Origin of the sequence: Planococcus chinensis (genome assembly GCF_042681545.1) — a bacterium.
GTDB classification, from domain to species: domain Bacteria; phylum Bacillota; class Bacilli; order Bacillales_A; family Planococcaceae; genus Planococcus; species Planococcus chinensis.
Window position 1 is genome coordinate 507,557 of sequence record NZ_JBHUFW010000011.1, and the last position, 13,243, is coordinate 520,799.

Annotated in this window: 17 protein-coding genes; 10 read left to right on the forward strand and 7 right to left on the reverse strand. The window is 50.6% G+C overall.

Translation table 11 applies throughout. The annotated features are described in order from the left end of the window. Nucleotides 1–236: 236 nt before the first annotated feature. Both ACFSDB_RS15115 and ACFSDB_RS15120 read left to right on the forward strand, forming a co-directional pair. On the forward strand, nucleotides 237–1,832 hold the full coding sequence (locus ACFSDB_RS15115; RefSeq protein WP_204890616.1) for a long-chain-fatty-acid--CoA ligase: 1,596 nt from the start codon (nucleotides 237–239) through the stop codon (nucleotides 1,830–1,832). Between the two features lie 350 nt (nucleotides 1,833–2,182). Continuing rightward, nucleotides 2,183–3,166: an S-layer homology domain-containing protein gene (locus tag ACFSDB_RS15120; protein ID WP_204890617.1), complete on the forward strand. Its 984-nt coding sequence runs from the start codon at nucleotides 2,183–2,185 to the stop codon at nucleotides 3,164–3,166. Between the two features lie 124 nt (nucleotides 3,167–3,290). Here the strand turns inward: ACFSDB_RS15120 and ACFSDB_RS15125 are convergent, their stop codons facing one another. Next, a complete protein-coding gene (locus ACFSDB_RS15125) occupies nucleotides 3,291–3,983 on the reverse strand; it encodes a Na-translocating system protein MpsC family protein (RefSeq protein ID WP_204890618.1) in 693 nt (230 codons plus the stop codon). 211 nt (nucleotides 3,984–4,194) lie between these two features. Here ACFSDB_RS15125 and ACFSDB_RS15130 point away from each other — a divergent pair, with 211 nt between their 5' ends. From ACFSDB_RS15130 to ACFSDB_RS15150, 5 genes are all read left to right on the forward strand, one after another. Next, nucleotides 4,195–4,605, forward strand: coding sequence for a hypothetical protein (locus ACFSDB_RS15130; RefSeq protein ID WP_204890619.1), 411 nt, complete (start codon nucleotides 4,195–4,197; stop codon nucleotides 4,603–4,605). Between the two features lie 83 nt (nucleotides 4,606–4,688). Further along, entirely contained in the window at nucleotides 4,689–4,817 is a 129-nt protein-coding gene (locus ACFSDB_RS15135) for a hypothetical protein (protein ID WP_377340490.1), read from the forward strand. A 9-nt stretch (nucleotides 4,818–4,826) separates the two neighbouring features. Then, nucleotides 4,827–5,288, forward strand: a complete 462-nt coding sequence (locus ACFSDB_RS15140) for an NUDIX hydrolase (protein ID WP_204890620.1) — start codon at nucleotides 4,827–4,829, stop codon at nucleotides 5,286–5,288. 14 nt (nucleotides 5,289–5,302) lie between these two features. Next, nucleotides 5,303–5,851, forward strand: coding sequence for an NUDIX hydrolase (locus tag ACFSDB_RS15145; RefSeq protein WP_204890621.1), 549 nt, complete (start codon nucleotides 5,303–5,305; stop codon nucleotides 5,849–5,851). A gap of 250 nt (nucleotides 5,852–6,101) precedes the next feature. Next, nucleotides 6,102–6,539 carry a VOC family protein gene (locus tag ACFSDB_RS15150; RefSeq protein WP_204890622.1) on the forward strand — a complete coding sequence of 146 codons (438 nt, stop codon included), beginning with the start codon at nucleotides 6,102–6,104 and terminating at the stop codon, nucleotides 6,537–6,539. A 69-nt stretch (nucleotides 6,540–6,608) separates the two neighbouring features. Here the strand turns inward: ACFSDB_RS15150 and ACFSDB_RS15155 are convergent, their stop codons facing one another. Together ACFSDB_RS15155 and ACFSDB_RS15160 are read right to left on the reverse strand one after the other, a co-directional pair. Further along, the gene (locus tag ACFSDB_RS15155) at nucleotides 6,609–6,791 is read right to left on the reverse strand and encodes a hypothetical protein (protein ID WP_204890623.1); all 183 of its coding nucleotides are present in this window, start codon (nucleotides 6,789–6,791) and stop codon (nucleotides 6,609–6,611) included. Between the two features lie 55 nt (nucleotides 6,792–6,846). Further along, nucleotides 6,847–7,761, reverse strand: a complete 915-nt coding sequence (locus ACFSDB_RS15160; protein WP_204890624.1) for a hypothetical protein — start codon at nucleotides 7,759–7,761, stop codon at nucleotides 6,847–6,849. A 348-nt stretch (nucleotides 7,762–8,109) separates the two neighbouring features. On the opposite strand from ACFSDB_RS15160, the gene ACFSDB_RS15165 reads away from it, so the two are divergent. Further along, entirely contained in the window at nucleotides 8,110–8,304 is a 195-nt protein-coding gene (locus ACFSDB_RS15165) for a hypothetical protein (RefSeq protein WP_204890625.1), read from the forward strand. A 143-nt stretch (nucleotides 8,305–8,447) separates the two neighbouring features. Here the strand turns inward: ACFSDB_RS15165 and ACFSDB_RS15170 are convergent, their stop codons facing one another. After that, nucleotides 8,448–9,206, reverse strand: a complete 759-nt coding sequence (locus tag ACFSDB_RS15170; RefSeq protein ID WP_204890626.1) for an SDR family oxidoreductase — start codon at nucleotides 9,204–9,206, stop codon at nucleotides 8,448–8,450. 144 nt (nucleotides 9,207–9,350) lie between these two features. On the opposite strand from ACFSDB_RS15170, the gene ACFSDB_RS15175 reads away from it, so the two are divergent. Then, complete coding sequence (locus ACFSDB_RS15175; RefSeq protein ID WP_204890627.1) at nucleotides 9,351–9,917, forward strand: TetR/AcrR family transcriptional regulator; 567 nt, start codon at nucleotides 9,351–9,353, stop codon at nucleotides 9,915–9,917. A gap of 65 nt (nucleotides 9,918–9,982) precedes the next feature. Here ACFSDB_RS15175 and ACFSDB_RS15180 read toward each other — a convergent pair whose 3' ends face one another. Further along, on the reverse strand, nucleotides 9,983–10,789 hold the full coding sequence (locus ACFSDB_RS15180) for an AraC family transcriptional regulator (RefSeq protein ID WP_204890628.1): 807 nt from the start codon (nucleotides 10,787–10,789) through the stop codon (nucleotides 9,983–9,985). A 278-nt stretch (nucleotides 10,790–11,067) separates the two neighbouring features. On the opposite strand from ACFSDB_RS15180, the gene ACFSDB_RS15185 reads away from it, so the two are divergent. Continuing rightward, nucleotides 11,068–11,457 carry a VOC family protein gene (locus ACFSDB_RS15185; protein WP_204890629.1) on the forward strand — a complete coding sequence of 130 codons (390 nt, stop codon included), beginning with the start codon at nucleotides 11,068–11,070 and terminating at the stop codon, nucleotides 11,455–11,457. Nucleotides 11,458–11,821: 364 nt separating this feature from the next. Here ACFSDB_RS15185 and ACFSDB_RS15190 read toward each other — a convergent pair whose 3' ends face one another. Further along, nucleotides 11,822–12,235 (reverse strand): GNAT family N-acetyltransferase, encoded by a 414-nt coding sequence (locus ACFSDB_RS15190; protein WP_204890630.1) that lies wholly within the window; start codon nucleotides 12,233–12,235, stop codon nucleotides 11,822–11,824. Further along, nucleotides 12,228–13,166: a bifunctional helix-turn-helix transcriptional regulator/GNAT family N-acetyltransferase gene (locus tag ACFSDB_RS15195; protein WP_204890631.1), complete on the reverse strand. Its 939-nt coding sequence runs from the start codon at nucleotides 13,164–13,166 to the stop codon at nucleotides 12,228–12,230. The genes ACFSDB_RS15190 and ACFSDB_RS15195 overlap by 8 nt, the downstream gene beginning before the upstream one ends. Nucleotides 13,167–13,243: the final 77 nt, after the last annotated feature.

Genomic DNA, 13,243 nt, shown 5'->3' on the forward strand with positions numbered 1-13,243 from the left:
ACACATAATAATTTGCTTATATTATAAATAAATCATTTATGTAAACTTATTTTCTTAATGAAATGTCGTTCTGTATAAGTATATGATTATGTAATAAATAAAATAATTATGTAACCTTTATATGGATTTCTTCAAATGTCGTTCTATTCTGACAGCTTCGTTGACACTGCCTGAGAAGGTTTCTATACTTGATATATAACAGTTTCAAATAAGCTGCAGTGAAAGGAGAAATGTTCATGTTTGCACCACTTACACCATTGGATTGGAAACGCCGCGCCATCAAGTATTACCCGGAGAAAGTGGCGGTGGTTGATGAAGAAAAAACATTTACATACAAAGAGTTCGGCAAGCGGACGGACCAGCTGGCATACGCACTGCACAATGCCGGCATCTTGAAAGGTGACCATGTCGCGGTCATGCTGCCGAATACCCACTATATGCTCGAGAGCTTCTATGGCATCTGCCAACTGGGTGCCGTGATGGTGCCGCTCAATTACCGGCTGACTGCCAAGGACCTCGAATACATCATCCGCCACAGCGACGCGAAAATGCTCATTGTAGACGCTGAGTTCGGCAAATTGATCGAGGACATCCAGGAGACGTTGCCTCTCCAGAAATACATCGTCGTCGACGTGCCGGGATGCGAGTCGAAGATCAACGGCGTATCCTATGAAGAATTCATTAGCGAAATGCCGGAGGACGGTGCGCTACCGCAAGTCGATATTGATGAGAACCAGATGTTGACGCTGAACTATACTAGCGGCACCACCTCGAACCCGAAAGGCGTCATGCTGACGCACCGCAGCAATTACTTGAACGCCGCCAATTTCCTTTATCATTTGAATGTGGCCCATGATGACGTCTATCTGCACACGCTGCCGATGTTTCATGCCAATGGCTGGGGCGGCGTATGGGCACTGACAGCGGCAGGCGGGACGCATATCTGCCTGCGCAAAGTCGATCCCCCGCGCATTCTTGAACTGTTTGAGCAGCACCAGGTGACGCTGTTATGCGGCGCGCCGACCGTCGTCAATATGCTCGTCAACGAACCGAAAGCAAAAGAAATCAAGTTAAAAACCAAATTGCGTATGGCGACAGCGGGTGCGCCGCCTGCCGCTGCGCTGATCGCAAAAGCCCAATCGGTCTTCGGTTTGAATATGATGCACGTATATGGGCTGACCGAAACGTCGCCGTTCATCCTGTATTGCGAATGGCATCAGGAGTTTGATAGCCTGTCAGCTGACGAACAGGCCTCCATCAAAGCGCGACAAGGGATTGAGCTCGCGTTCAACGGGGAAACGAAAGTCGTCAACCAGGAGGACGGAAGGGAAGTCGCGTGGAACGGCAAAGAACTGGGTGAAATCGTCACGCGCGGCAACGTCGTCATGAGCGGCTACTATAAGGATCCCGAAAAGACGGCTGAAGCGATCAAGGATGGGTGGTTCTACACAGGGGATCTCGCGGTCACCTATCCCGACGGCTATATTGAGATCCAGGACCGCATCAAAGACATGATCATCTCCGGCGGCGAAAACATTTCCTCGACCGAAATCGAAGGGGTGCTCTATAAGCACCCGGACGTCATGGAAGTGGCCGTCATCGCCGTTCCGGACGAGAAATGGGGCGAAGTGCCGAAAGCGATCATCGTGCTCCAGCCGGGCGCTGCATGCACGGAAGCGGACATCATCGCGTATACCCGCGACAATATGGCGCATTTCAAAGCCCCGAAGTCGATCGATTTTGTCGATGCGCTGCCGAAGACGGCCACCGGCAAACTGCAGAAATTCCGCTTGCGCGAAATGTACTGGAACAGCCCGAAAAAAGTGAACTGACGAAAAGAACCGGAATCCATCGATTCCGGTTCTTTTTGTTTTCCTTTAGAGATAATAAATTTTTGTCCGCTGGGGAACATGGGGGCCCGCTTTTTTGGAAATTCAACGCTTGATTACCTGAAAGACGAATGCTTCATATTAGCAGGTTTAAAGGCTTGGACCGGCAATTTTATGTACGGGTAGAAAATAAAAGTTAAAACTTTAAAAACTATCCTCAAAAAAGTATTGTTTTTCTAATTTTACCAGTTATAATATTTCTGTACCGCTCATTGTGAACAACGGATAGGATAGGCAACTGTACAGACCGGACCAGCGTAGCGAGAAAACATAGAGAATAGGGGATTACCGAATTGAACAACCACAAACTTTTCTTGGCAGCAAGCACTGCCATCGTCGCAGTAGCGGCTGTAGCAACACCCGTACATGCAGAAGAAGCAAGCCATCCTTTCACCGATGTCGGTGAGCGCTATACAGAAGCAGTGAGCTTTCTGTATGAATACGAAATCATCAAAGGTAAAACGGCAACACAGTTCGGCACTTCGCAGCAATTGACGCGTGGAGATGCAGCAGTCATTTTGGCAAATGCCATCGGTGCGGATACTGAAACAGCACCGGATGCCGGCTTTACTGATTTGAACACCCGTGTCAAAGGTGCAGTCAACGGCCTGGCGGAACTCGGAATCGTTTCGGGTGTAACGGCTACACAATACAAACCGAACGACATCCTGACGCGCGGCGCGATGGCGAAGTTTTTGGTCACAGCGTTCGAATTGCAGGAATTTGAAGAAGAAACGCCATTCACCGACGTAGGCGGCGTCTTTGCTCCGTATATCGGTGCCCTTTATGGCACGGAAATCACGACGGGGAAAACCGCTACTTCGTACGGAACTTACAGCAACATCACACGCGGAGAGTTTGCGAACCTCCTTTACAATACTTTTATGTTCATGTTTGAATCATTCTATTATCCGGAAGTCCTGAAAGCCGAAATGGTCAACAGCAAATCGTTTAAAGTGACGCTGACCGAAGCTGTACCGTCTGAATTCAAAGCGCAGGACATTGCAGATTCGTTCTACTACTCAATCCGTTTCGACAACGGCGATGAAACGGAATTCGTGCCGACGACTGCTTCGTTTTCAGCAGACCGCACAACTGTAACATTCAATATCGGCAGCATGGACCTGACCGGCAAATCCGGCCATATCATCGTTGACGATTGGGAAAAAGAGCTGATCATCCCGTTCAGTTACCTGCCGGAGGAACCGCCGGTCGTTGAAGAACCGGCAACTACAGCGCCGGTTGCGCCAACTGAAACCCCTGTCACTGCTCAATAAATGCCAAGCCGCTTGTGGATCCTTCCACCGGCTGGATCTACGAAACGGAAAAGAGAGCCCAACGGCTCTCTTTTTTTGTGGTTCTTTTCGGATTTCCGGGTGCAGCTCTGGAATCGTGAGGAGGTCAGGCCGCTGCAAGAACAACAACGATATAGCTGATGTCTTTGCCGAAGTCCCAATCGACAAAGATTTCCTGCACCTCGCGCGTTAGAACATCGCTGAGACCGGCGTTATAGAGAAGTGACCGCTCCAGTGGCCGCTTCGACAGCCTGAGGGTTTCCGTATGTCCGTTTGCGATCAACGCCTTTTCGATGCCGACCAGGATTTTGCGCCGCTCAATAAGTAAAGTACGGTCACTGAGCCAGAAACTATTGACTTGCCCTGGCTTTTTTTCGGCGGTTTCACTTGCCTCCACCACTTTGTTTTCCACTTCTTCGCGGTTTACCCCGTCTGGCCATTCGAAATCCGCTTCTTCCGGTTCTTCATCCAGCACACCGACAAACATGCCGGACTCATGCTCCAAGTTCCAATCCGCAAAGAAATCCAAGATATCAAAGCCCGCCATGCGGCGAAGCTCCTCCATGATCTCTTCCTTCATATCATCCAGGATCAGGTCCCGCGTCTTTAGGACCCGCTCCCATTCTCCTTGCCGGAGGAGCAGCTTCTCCATCGGGGAATTCAAACCGCGGCAATGGATCGTAATGAACGGAGCTTTCATGGTCACGTAGACGGAAGCCGGCCCTTTTCCGAAATGGCTCCGCAAGACGTTCGAGATATAGGCGCTGATTTCTGTTTCACTGGTTCTTTCTTCTGTCATGGGTATTCCTCATTTCTTTTCTGTATATCCCCTGTTCCGAGTGCAGCGGGAAACAGCAGTCCGCTATGCATGGTTTCCCCAAAGTATAGACTTCTGTCCGCCGTTTGGCTACCCAAGGCGGTCCGCTAACCCTGCAACGAAATGGAAAAGGAAAAAGATGGATGGCGTCGAATACATATAAAATAAAGAAACCAGGAAATGAGGAAATCGGATGAAAAAGCGGCGTTTTGCTTTGATTGGGTTGATGGGTGCGGGGCTTCTGGCAGCGGCGTCCATCTTCGCTGATACAGGAGATCAACTAACTCGGGTGGACATCTTTACGGAAGGCGAAGCAGAGGAACAGATCATTGCGGATGAGGAAGCATTGACCGTCTACCGCGACGTACTGGCGGAGATCGATTGGGAGACAGACACCGCAAAAGAAGTCATTGATGCGGACTACACCGCGGTTTTATTTTACGAATTGGAGAAGAACATGCCGGAGCGGCTTTTTGAGCACCGGATCGCTTTTGCTGAGGACGGCACGGCCGAGATTGAAAGCAATAATGAAGAAGAAGGATACGGAGTGCTGGATGCAGCGTCCGCTGAAACCCTGCACACGCTCTTTCGCGCGCAAAACTGAAGCAAAAAGCCAAAAAGCCGCTCCTTTCGTGTAGAATCAGAGATAAGATGATTCACGAATGAATGTTCAAAGGAGGATATACGATGCAGGTAGCTTCAACTATTCAAATCGGCGAAGTCATTGCGGCAGTCACGGTGTTCGGCCTGATGGTCAGCGTACCGTTGATCCTGGTATTCGCATTCTACAAATTCAGCAAGCGCAGCGGCAAATAGGAGGCAAAAATGGATTACATACAAACGATGCGCCGGTTGATCGGCAATGAATTGCTGATGACGGTCGGCTGCGGCATCATTATAGAACAGGACGGGCACATCCTACTCCAGCACCGGAAAGACCGGGACGTATGGGGGATTCCGGGCGGCGTCATGGAACCGGGAGAGACTTTCCTCGAGACTGCCAAGCGGGAAACCTTCGAAGAGACGGGCCTGATGGTCGGGGACTTGACGCTGTTCGGGCTTTATTCCGGTGCTGAAGGCTTTGCCGAATACCAAAACGGCGACCAGGTCTTCAGCGTCCAGCTCGTTTTCCACACCGTCCAGTTCTCGGGCCGTTTGCTCCAAGACGCTGAAGAAAGCCATGCCCACCACTTTTTTTCGAAGCATGACCTCCCGGCGCTCAATGTGCACCAGGCGCGCTTTATCGATGATTGGGTGAATGGGTCGGCGCGGCCGATTATCAAATGACTTGGGGGCAAAGGATGCAGAAATGGAAGACGCGCCACAGTGAATACCTATATGAAACGCCGTTTGGCAATTTGCGCAAAGAAGCGTGCGAGCTGCCGGACGGCCAGTTGATCGCCCCCGTCTATATCAACGAGTTTGAAGATTGGGTTAATGCGGTTGTGCTGACGAAAGACCAAGAACTCGTTTTGGTCGAACAATACCGCCACGGCGGCGGGGAGTTCTATTTGGAGGTCCCCGCAGGGAAGCTTGAAGCAGAGGAAACCGGTGAAGTAGGCATACTCCGGGAAGTGCTGGAAGAGACCGGCTATACATCCCTTGCGCCGCCGGTCCTGCTTGGCGACTTCATGGTCAATCCGGCAGTCCAGACCAATAAAATCAAGACCTATTTGCTGGTGGATGCATTCAAGGCGCAAGACCCCGTATTGGATGCTACCGAAGAGCTTAAAACGGTCCTTTTCGGGTTCGCCGGCTTCGGCAGCCAGCTGCAAAGCGGAGAAGTGAAGACGCAGCTGTTCACAGCTGCTGCTTATTATATGGCGAAAGATTATCTCCAGGAAAACTGAGGCTACTTGTCGCCTCGAAATAGACTTAATCGCTCATTTTCCCTTCATATAAACGAACCGGCCCTAAAAAAGGCGGTTCGTTTTTTCATTTCGTGTGAGGTTTCCGGGAGCAGCTTAAAGAGCCGGCGGCTGGAGAGAAATCTTTTGCGTTGGGATCTTGTTCTTGGAAGGAAATCATCTGTCCGCCCCGAATAATATAGGCAAATGCCTAAATATGGATAGAAGTTAAAAAACGAGAGGGGTGAGAAAAATGGATATTCAACGAATTGACCACGTGAGCGTCAATGTAGCGGATTTAAAAGCGGCAAAAGCGTTTTTTCTCGAATTCGGGCTGAACGTGATCGGCGAATGGGAGATGGACGGTGAACTTTTGGAAAATATCACAGCGCTCCCGAACGCCAAAGTGGCATGTGCCGCGTTGGGCACAAGAGACGGTGAAGTATGGATCGAACTCGTTCATTACCAAACACCGGAAGATGAACGCGGCATTCGGGAAACGTTTGCCAATACGCTTGGCATCGGGCACATCGCTTTTGCGGTGGATGATATCGAAGCGGTGTTGGCAAGACTGAACATGAGCGGAGTGGAAGTGCTCAGCGAGATCCAAAATTACAAAGGCCAATACAAGCTGGTCTATTTGAAAGGGCCGGAAGGAATCCTCCTTGAGTTGGCGGAGAAATTCAGATGAAGGGCCACAGCGCTACAACCCTCAAAAACCGGCAGCGGACATGAAGTCCGCTGCCGGTTTTTGGAAGTTTCATCTTTGGTCAAAAGCTGATATCCGATCCGCCAGCTTAATAAATTCCTCGATATCCTGGAGGCAGAGCGACATGCCTTTTTCCCAAAACGCTGGCATTGTGATGTCTTCCCCCAGATGCTTCAAGACCAATTCTTCTGCAGGCATCTTCCCGGAATCGCGCAGTAATGCCAGGTAGCGCATTTCAAAATCCGGCCCTTCCTCACGTGCCCGGGCATACAAATTGACGGCAAAGGCGCTAGGCTTGGTCCTGCTGCATGGCGAATGGCTGCTTTCCGTCCGACAAGGTGAAGACGGTTTTTCCGAGATGCCCCCAGACACCGTTCAATTCCTGCTCATCGACGATTTTCCACGGATTGAAGAACGTCTGTCCGTTCTTGTTGAAGTACAGGCCGGCTCCGAGGCAGAAGGAGGCATGCTGCACCACACCTTTTTTATTGCACCAGACGGCAATATCCCCGCGGTCCGGCGCTTTGTTGCTTTGGATAAATCCCAGCCGCTGCAAGCTATTCCAGAACGTTTCGGGGTGCACCCATTCGCCGGCAATCCAGTCTTGCCCGGAGGCGGCGAATAACGTGGCAGACAGGCAGTTGCCGCCGTGGCTGCTGCTGTAGCGATTGGCGAACGCTTCGAGGTGCCGGGGTACGTCTTCAGGGAGTGCAAAACTTTCAGGACGATCCCACAGCAACAGGTATTCCTTCAATAAGCGTTCTTTTGCTCCGGTGCTCAAGCGCTGCCACATTGCATGCTGCACGACGGCAAAAGAGAGGCCGTCCACTTCCACGGTATGCTCAGCCGGAGCGTCCGGCAGCATTTCCAACGGGAAGACCAACCCTCTGTCTACGCGTACTTGCCGTTCTAGGAGGCGCTGTTTTTTTGCCGGGTCCAAGCGTTCGATCCAATCCGGCGTCGCGACAATGACGTGGCTCACTCCGCTTGCGATATTCCAGTACAAGTAGCTGTTGGCGAACTGCAGGCGCTTGTATTCGCCGTGGGCCATAAACTCTTTGATCGGCACGACAAGCACAGCTGTCAGCTCGCTTTTGTAGAGAGCCAATTCGTTTTCTTCTATAAAAAACAGGTCAAGTCCGGGTACGAATGTTTCCATCCACGTTCTCAGTTGCTGTTCGGTTGGCGCAATGGTTAGTTTCACAGGTCATCTGCTCCTAAATGCGTAGTGTGGATGGACTTTTCATCCCTGTATAAAGTAAATGATATCCAAATAGATTCCAGATTACAAACGAATCCGGCAGTTTCTTTTAGTTGCCGGGGAGAAGAAGGTAGGTGTATGAAAAAAATATCCTTTATTCGCCACCGCCGTATTCCTGCTGCTGGTAATCGGAGCGGGTTTCCTCAGAGGCGGGCAAGGACATTCCACGGAAACCGTGGCCATGCGCGGCGCCGCCTTTTCCGAAACAGGAGAGACGTTCACTGTTGAGCGGGAAGAAGACGTCGCGCTGATCGTCTGGGCATTCGAACACGTGGGCGGATGGAAGGCCCGGTGAAGGCCATCGGCAACAACCTGACGTTCACCTTCCACCAGGAGAATGGTAGAACGATCGAGTACCCGGTATGGAAAGGCAGCGTGAGTTTCCAGGATCCCGCGCAAAAGACCGAGACCAAACAGGGAAACGTCCGTTATGCCATAGCGGAAGAAGAATGGGAGCGGGTGCCCCGGTTGCTTGAAGCGCGATAATAAACGATCAGGAGGGAAGGCAGAAAGAAAAGCGGATGCGGCATTGTTGCGTTCATGGCTCTAAATGCATTCGCTATGAAAATGCAGAAAAAACCAGCCGAAGAAAAACGGCTGGTTCTCAACTATCTATTCTTGTGGATATTTTAATAAGCGGTCCAGCCGCCATCTGCTGTCACGACTTGGCCGTTAACGAAGCTGGCATCGTCCGATCCGAGGAAAATTGCCAATTTCGCAATTTCTTCCGGCTGCCCGACGCGCGGGTTGATCGCCATGCCGAGCTGCTGGCGGTTCATGCCCGCTTCACTGATATTGCTCATCGTGCTGCCGATGTTCGTCATGACAGCGCCCGGGGCAATGCCGTTGCAGCGGATGTTCTTATCGGCATACATGAATGCTGTGTTTTTCGTCAAGCCGACCACCGCGTGCTTCGACGCCGTATAGGCCGCACCGGCACGGGCACCGTAAAGCCCGCCTGCTGAGATGTTATTGATGATGACGCCATGGCCCTGTTCAAGGAAAAGGGCAGTCGCGATGCGCATCGTCCGCATGACAGCAGTCGTATTCACCGCAAACACCTTGTCCCAGCGCTCATCGGAAATCTCGCCGACCGGCTCCATGCCGTCCATAATGCCTGCGTTGTTGATCAAGACATCAAGCTTGCCGTATGCCTGTTTAGTTTCTTCGAATAAACGCTCCAAATCCTCGGTAGACGTGACATTCGTCTGCACTGCAATTGCTTCGCCGCCATTTGTTTTGATGCCGTCAGCAACCGCTTTGGCGCCTTCTAGGTTCATATCTGACACGACAACTTTCGCACCTTCTTGTGCATAGCCTTCAGCAATGGCCTTGCCCATGCCTGATGCCGCCCCTGTAACGATCGCTACTTTCCCTTCGAATTTCATCAATGAAAACCTCCTGTAAGTTATTGAACAACTGTATAATAAAATTATAATCTGGTTCGGCAAGCGCTTACAACCGACAAAAAAATCCGTTTTGTTCATTACTCGACAGTTTCTGAGTATTTGTTCAATAAGAGGAGGCAAAAGATGAAAACCGACCTGCGCATCCTGAAAACCAAAGAAGCCCTGCACGAAAGCTTGATCTTCTTGCTGAAGGAGCGGCCGCTCGACTCCATATCCATCACCGAGCTTTGCCAGACAGCGAAGATCAACCGGGGCACGTTCTACCAGCATTACGGGAAAGTCGAGGACCTGTTCGAAGAATATTACAAGGAAATCATGAAAGACCTGGAGGAATCCTATCAGGAGCCGTACCGGCATACGAGCCGCCTTGAAGCCAACCGGCTCAATCCGGCGACGATCCGCATTTTCCATCACATCGAGAAATACAAGAAGTTCTACTTGATCGTGTTTTCGAAAAACGTGCCGCTCGCGTATTATTACTTATTGTACGAAGAAATCAACGGGCTTATGAAGCGGGATTTCACGACACAAGGCATGGACAGCGGAGCGGACATCGACATGCTGAGTGCATACCAGTCAAATGCGATCCTCGGCATGGTGATCCAGTGGCACCGGGAAGCGTTCCGAAAAAGCGCCGCTGACATGAACGAGCAGCTGGTGAAGATCTTGAACATCCGGCTGGGCAAATGACGGGTTAAAGTCATTGCTATAAAGGACAAAGAACCCCCTTATGACACGTTCATAAGGGGGTTCTATTAAGGAGTCGATGCGGCGCAAGTCCGGCGGTAAACTCCGGGCGTTGTGCCTTCAGCTTTCTTAAACGCCTGTTGAAAATGCGTGCCGCTCTTGTAACCGGTATGTTGTGCGATCTCAGCTACCGGCAATGCCGTGTTTTCGAGCAGCCGCTTCGCTATATGGAGGCGGCACTGGATGGCGTACTGGATCGGGCTTAGGCCAATATGTTCTTTGAACTGGCGCGCCAGGAAGTATTTGCTCAAGCCGATTTCCGCCGACAGCTGTTCAAGCGTCAGTTCCCGGTGGCAGTTTTCTTCGATGAAATGCCGTGCCATCCGAATGTGCTGCGCCGCATCCGGAGCGGATTGGAGACTTGGACGCAAATTGCGGCCGAGCACTTCCAGAAACAGCGTCAAATAGAGCCGGACCGTTGCTTCTTTATTCGGGTGGCTGCTGCTGTTTTCAGCAAGGAGGTCGTCTAGAATGGCGAGGTGTTTCGGGAATTCCTGCAGCTTTTGCACCGGTGCGACTGCGGCAGGCCGGACGTGGCCAATCGGCAATGCGTCTATCAGCGCGCCGCTGCAGCACAGCGACACGGCGGAAAAAGGGGGAGCGGCGGTTTCCTCGTGCCAGTCGCCGGCATTGTAAAGGACAATCATGCCGGGGCCGGCCGTATAGGTTTTGCGGTTGACGGTAAACCGGCCGCTCCCTTCGGTGATCAGCAGCAATTCCGCTGTTTCAAGGTGCTGGTGGAGCGGTTTTCGGTAGGTTTCCCCGTATGGGATATGCAGGAATTTGGCAGAATGAAAAAGGGGATAGATGTCCATGGCGTCGTCTCATTTCTGGTTCGGATAATCCTTATTATAGCAACAATCCATAGTTTTTCCGGTAAAAATCCGTATTATGCCACAATATTTTTGATTTGCGAGCAAGAATTAATAAGTGTTGATGGTATAGGATTGGCGAAATTAAGAAATTATTGCCCGATAGGTTTTCTTGGAGAGGGAGCGGAGGAGAGGGAAACTCTTGTGGTGTCTTTTTCCAATAAGCTTTATAATGACGTAAAATGCGGACAACACCATCAGATACCGAAAGGATGTAGATTATGGCTAAAGAATGCTGGATCAATCTGCCGGTCAAGGATATTTCGAAATCAAAGGAATTTTTCAAAGCATTGGGGTTCAGGCTCAACGAACGGTTTGCGGACAGCGATACAGTAGCTGGCGTCGTGATTGGCGGCCACAATTCGATGATTATGCTGTTTCCAGTGGAAACATTCGAAGGATTCATCAATGCGAAAATCGCCGATACGCAAGCGGGCACAGAGATGTTGATTTCGATTTCTGTAGAAGATCGGGACGAAGTCCAGGAATTGATCCATAAAGCGGCAAACGCAGGCGGAATCGTGTATGCAGAGCCTGGTGAACGAAATGGCATGTACGGAGCCGGATTTTGCGATTTGGATGGACATCGCTGGAATTTGCTGGTGATGTAGGATTCACAGCAAGTTGAATCATAGTATGAGACAACATAAACGTCAGCTGCAGGATTCATCGTCAATGAACGCTAAGAACGTTTCAGTGAGACAAAAAAGTTTGCCTGCTCAGCGAATGATTTCAGCGGGATAATATCATTAGTAGCTAAAGATGGGTTAAAACGCTGTAAAACACAGCAAAACCGCTGAATAGCAAAAAGAACGAAAAACTGCGAAAATAGCCGGAAAAATCCGTTTTGTCTCACTGTCTTAAGTATACTTATTAAATGAAACGCAACTTCCGATAATTTATATTATGTTAACTAAAATATATTTTGAATAAAAGAGGCCTATACTTATTGGGCCTCTTCTTCTGTCTTCAGGCTTAACCCTTGCGTCGCCTGGACATGCCAATGGCAAACTTTCGGAATCCGAATGGCTCGTAATACGCTTCTAGGCTTTCCGTGCACATCAGTTGCGCGATGACCCGGTGTGCGTCGCATTTTGCAAGCAGCCGTTCCATCAGTCCGGTGCCGATGCGCAAGTTCTGATAGTCCGGATCGACGCCCAGTCCGCAGATGACGCCTGTAACGACGCCGTCTGATACAATCCGGCCTGTTCCGATCAATCGATCGTTCTGGTACGCATATACCACATGCCAGCTTTGCCGGCACATCGCTTCCAGCTGTTTTGCTGTCAGCTCGAGCGAATTCCAGCCCAGCGCCTCGTACAAAACGAATAGCCCTTCAAAGTCGTCCGGATGCTTGTCTGTATACCGTATAGCGGCTCTCTCAGGCATTTGCATGCTCCACAGCCAAATCGGCGTCCCAGCGCTCCTCGAGCACTTCAGACGGCGTCCAGTCGCTGTTCGGTTTTTGCTCCGTTACGCGGAATCCGTAATTGCTGTATAGATAGCGCGCAGTTTCCAGAATGTTGACGGTCCACAGGAATACATGCCGGTATTGCTGTTCCTTGCAGAACGCCATCGCGGTGTCCATCAGCCGTTTGCCGATGCCCAGCCCCTGGAACCGTTCAGCGAGGATAAACCAGCGCAATTGAGCCGTATCATCATCTGATTTGGCGATGGCGATCGATCCTGCGATTTCGCCGTCCACTTCCGCAATCCACAATTCACCGCCTTCGTGATTGGCCATAAATTCCGTCAAGCCTTTCAGCACATAATATTCGAAGAGTTCGCTGAATTGATAGGATTCGGCGTACAGCGTTCCGTGCAGGTGCGCGATGAATCCGAGATCACCGGGTCCATATGGCCGGATGGTTACGGGTGCGGATTTCTGCTTGCTGTTTGACAGCAATTGCTGGATCTTTGTCATCGCAGCTGTCAACTCGTTTAGTCTAGGCGGTTCTAGCGGATCGACGAGTTTGCTGACGCCTTTCGTGGCTTTTTGGACCAATTCGTTGTGGACGGTTTGGCCGTCCGGCGTCAATAGGAGCCCGTATTGGCGTTTGTCTTTGACCGATTGCTGTCTCACAATCAAGTGGTCTTCTTCGAACTTCTGAACGATTCGGCTCATATGTCCACGGTCAATGCCGAGTTTTTCCCGTATTTCAGTGGCTGTGGCACCTTTTTGCGCTTCAATCTCCGACAGGACGCGCGCTTCGGTCAATGGAAATGCCGGGCTGTAGATTTCCTGGTCAATTTTTCCGAGCAAATTGGCATAGAACCGGTTGAATTTGCGGATCCCTTCGATTTGGTTCTGTTCCTGCATATGTATCCCCCCTTAATTATCAGAACTTTCCTTTAATGAGACCATATAATAACTAGTTGACAGAGTCAACTAGTAAA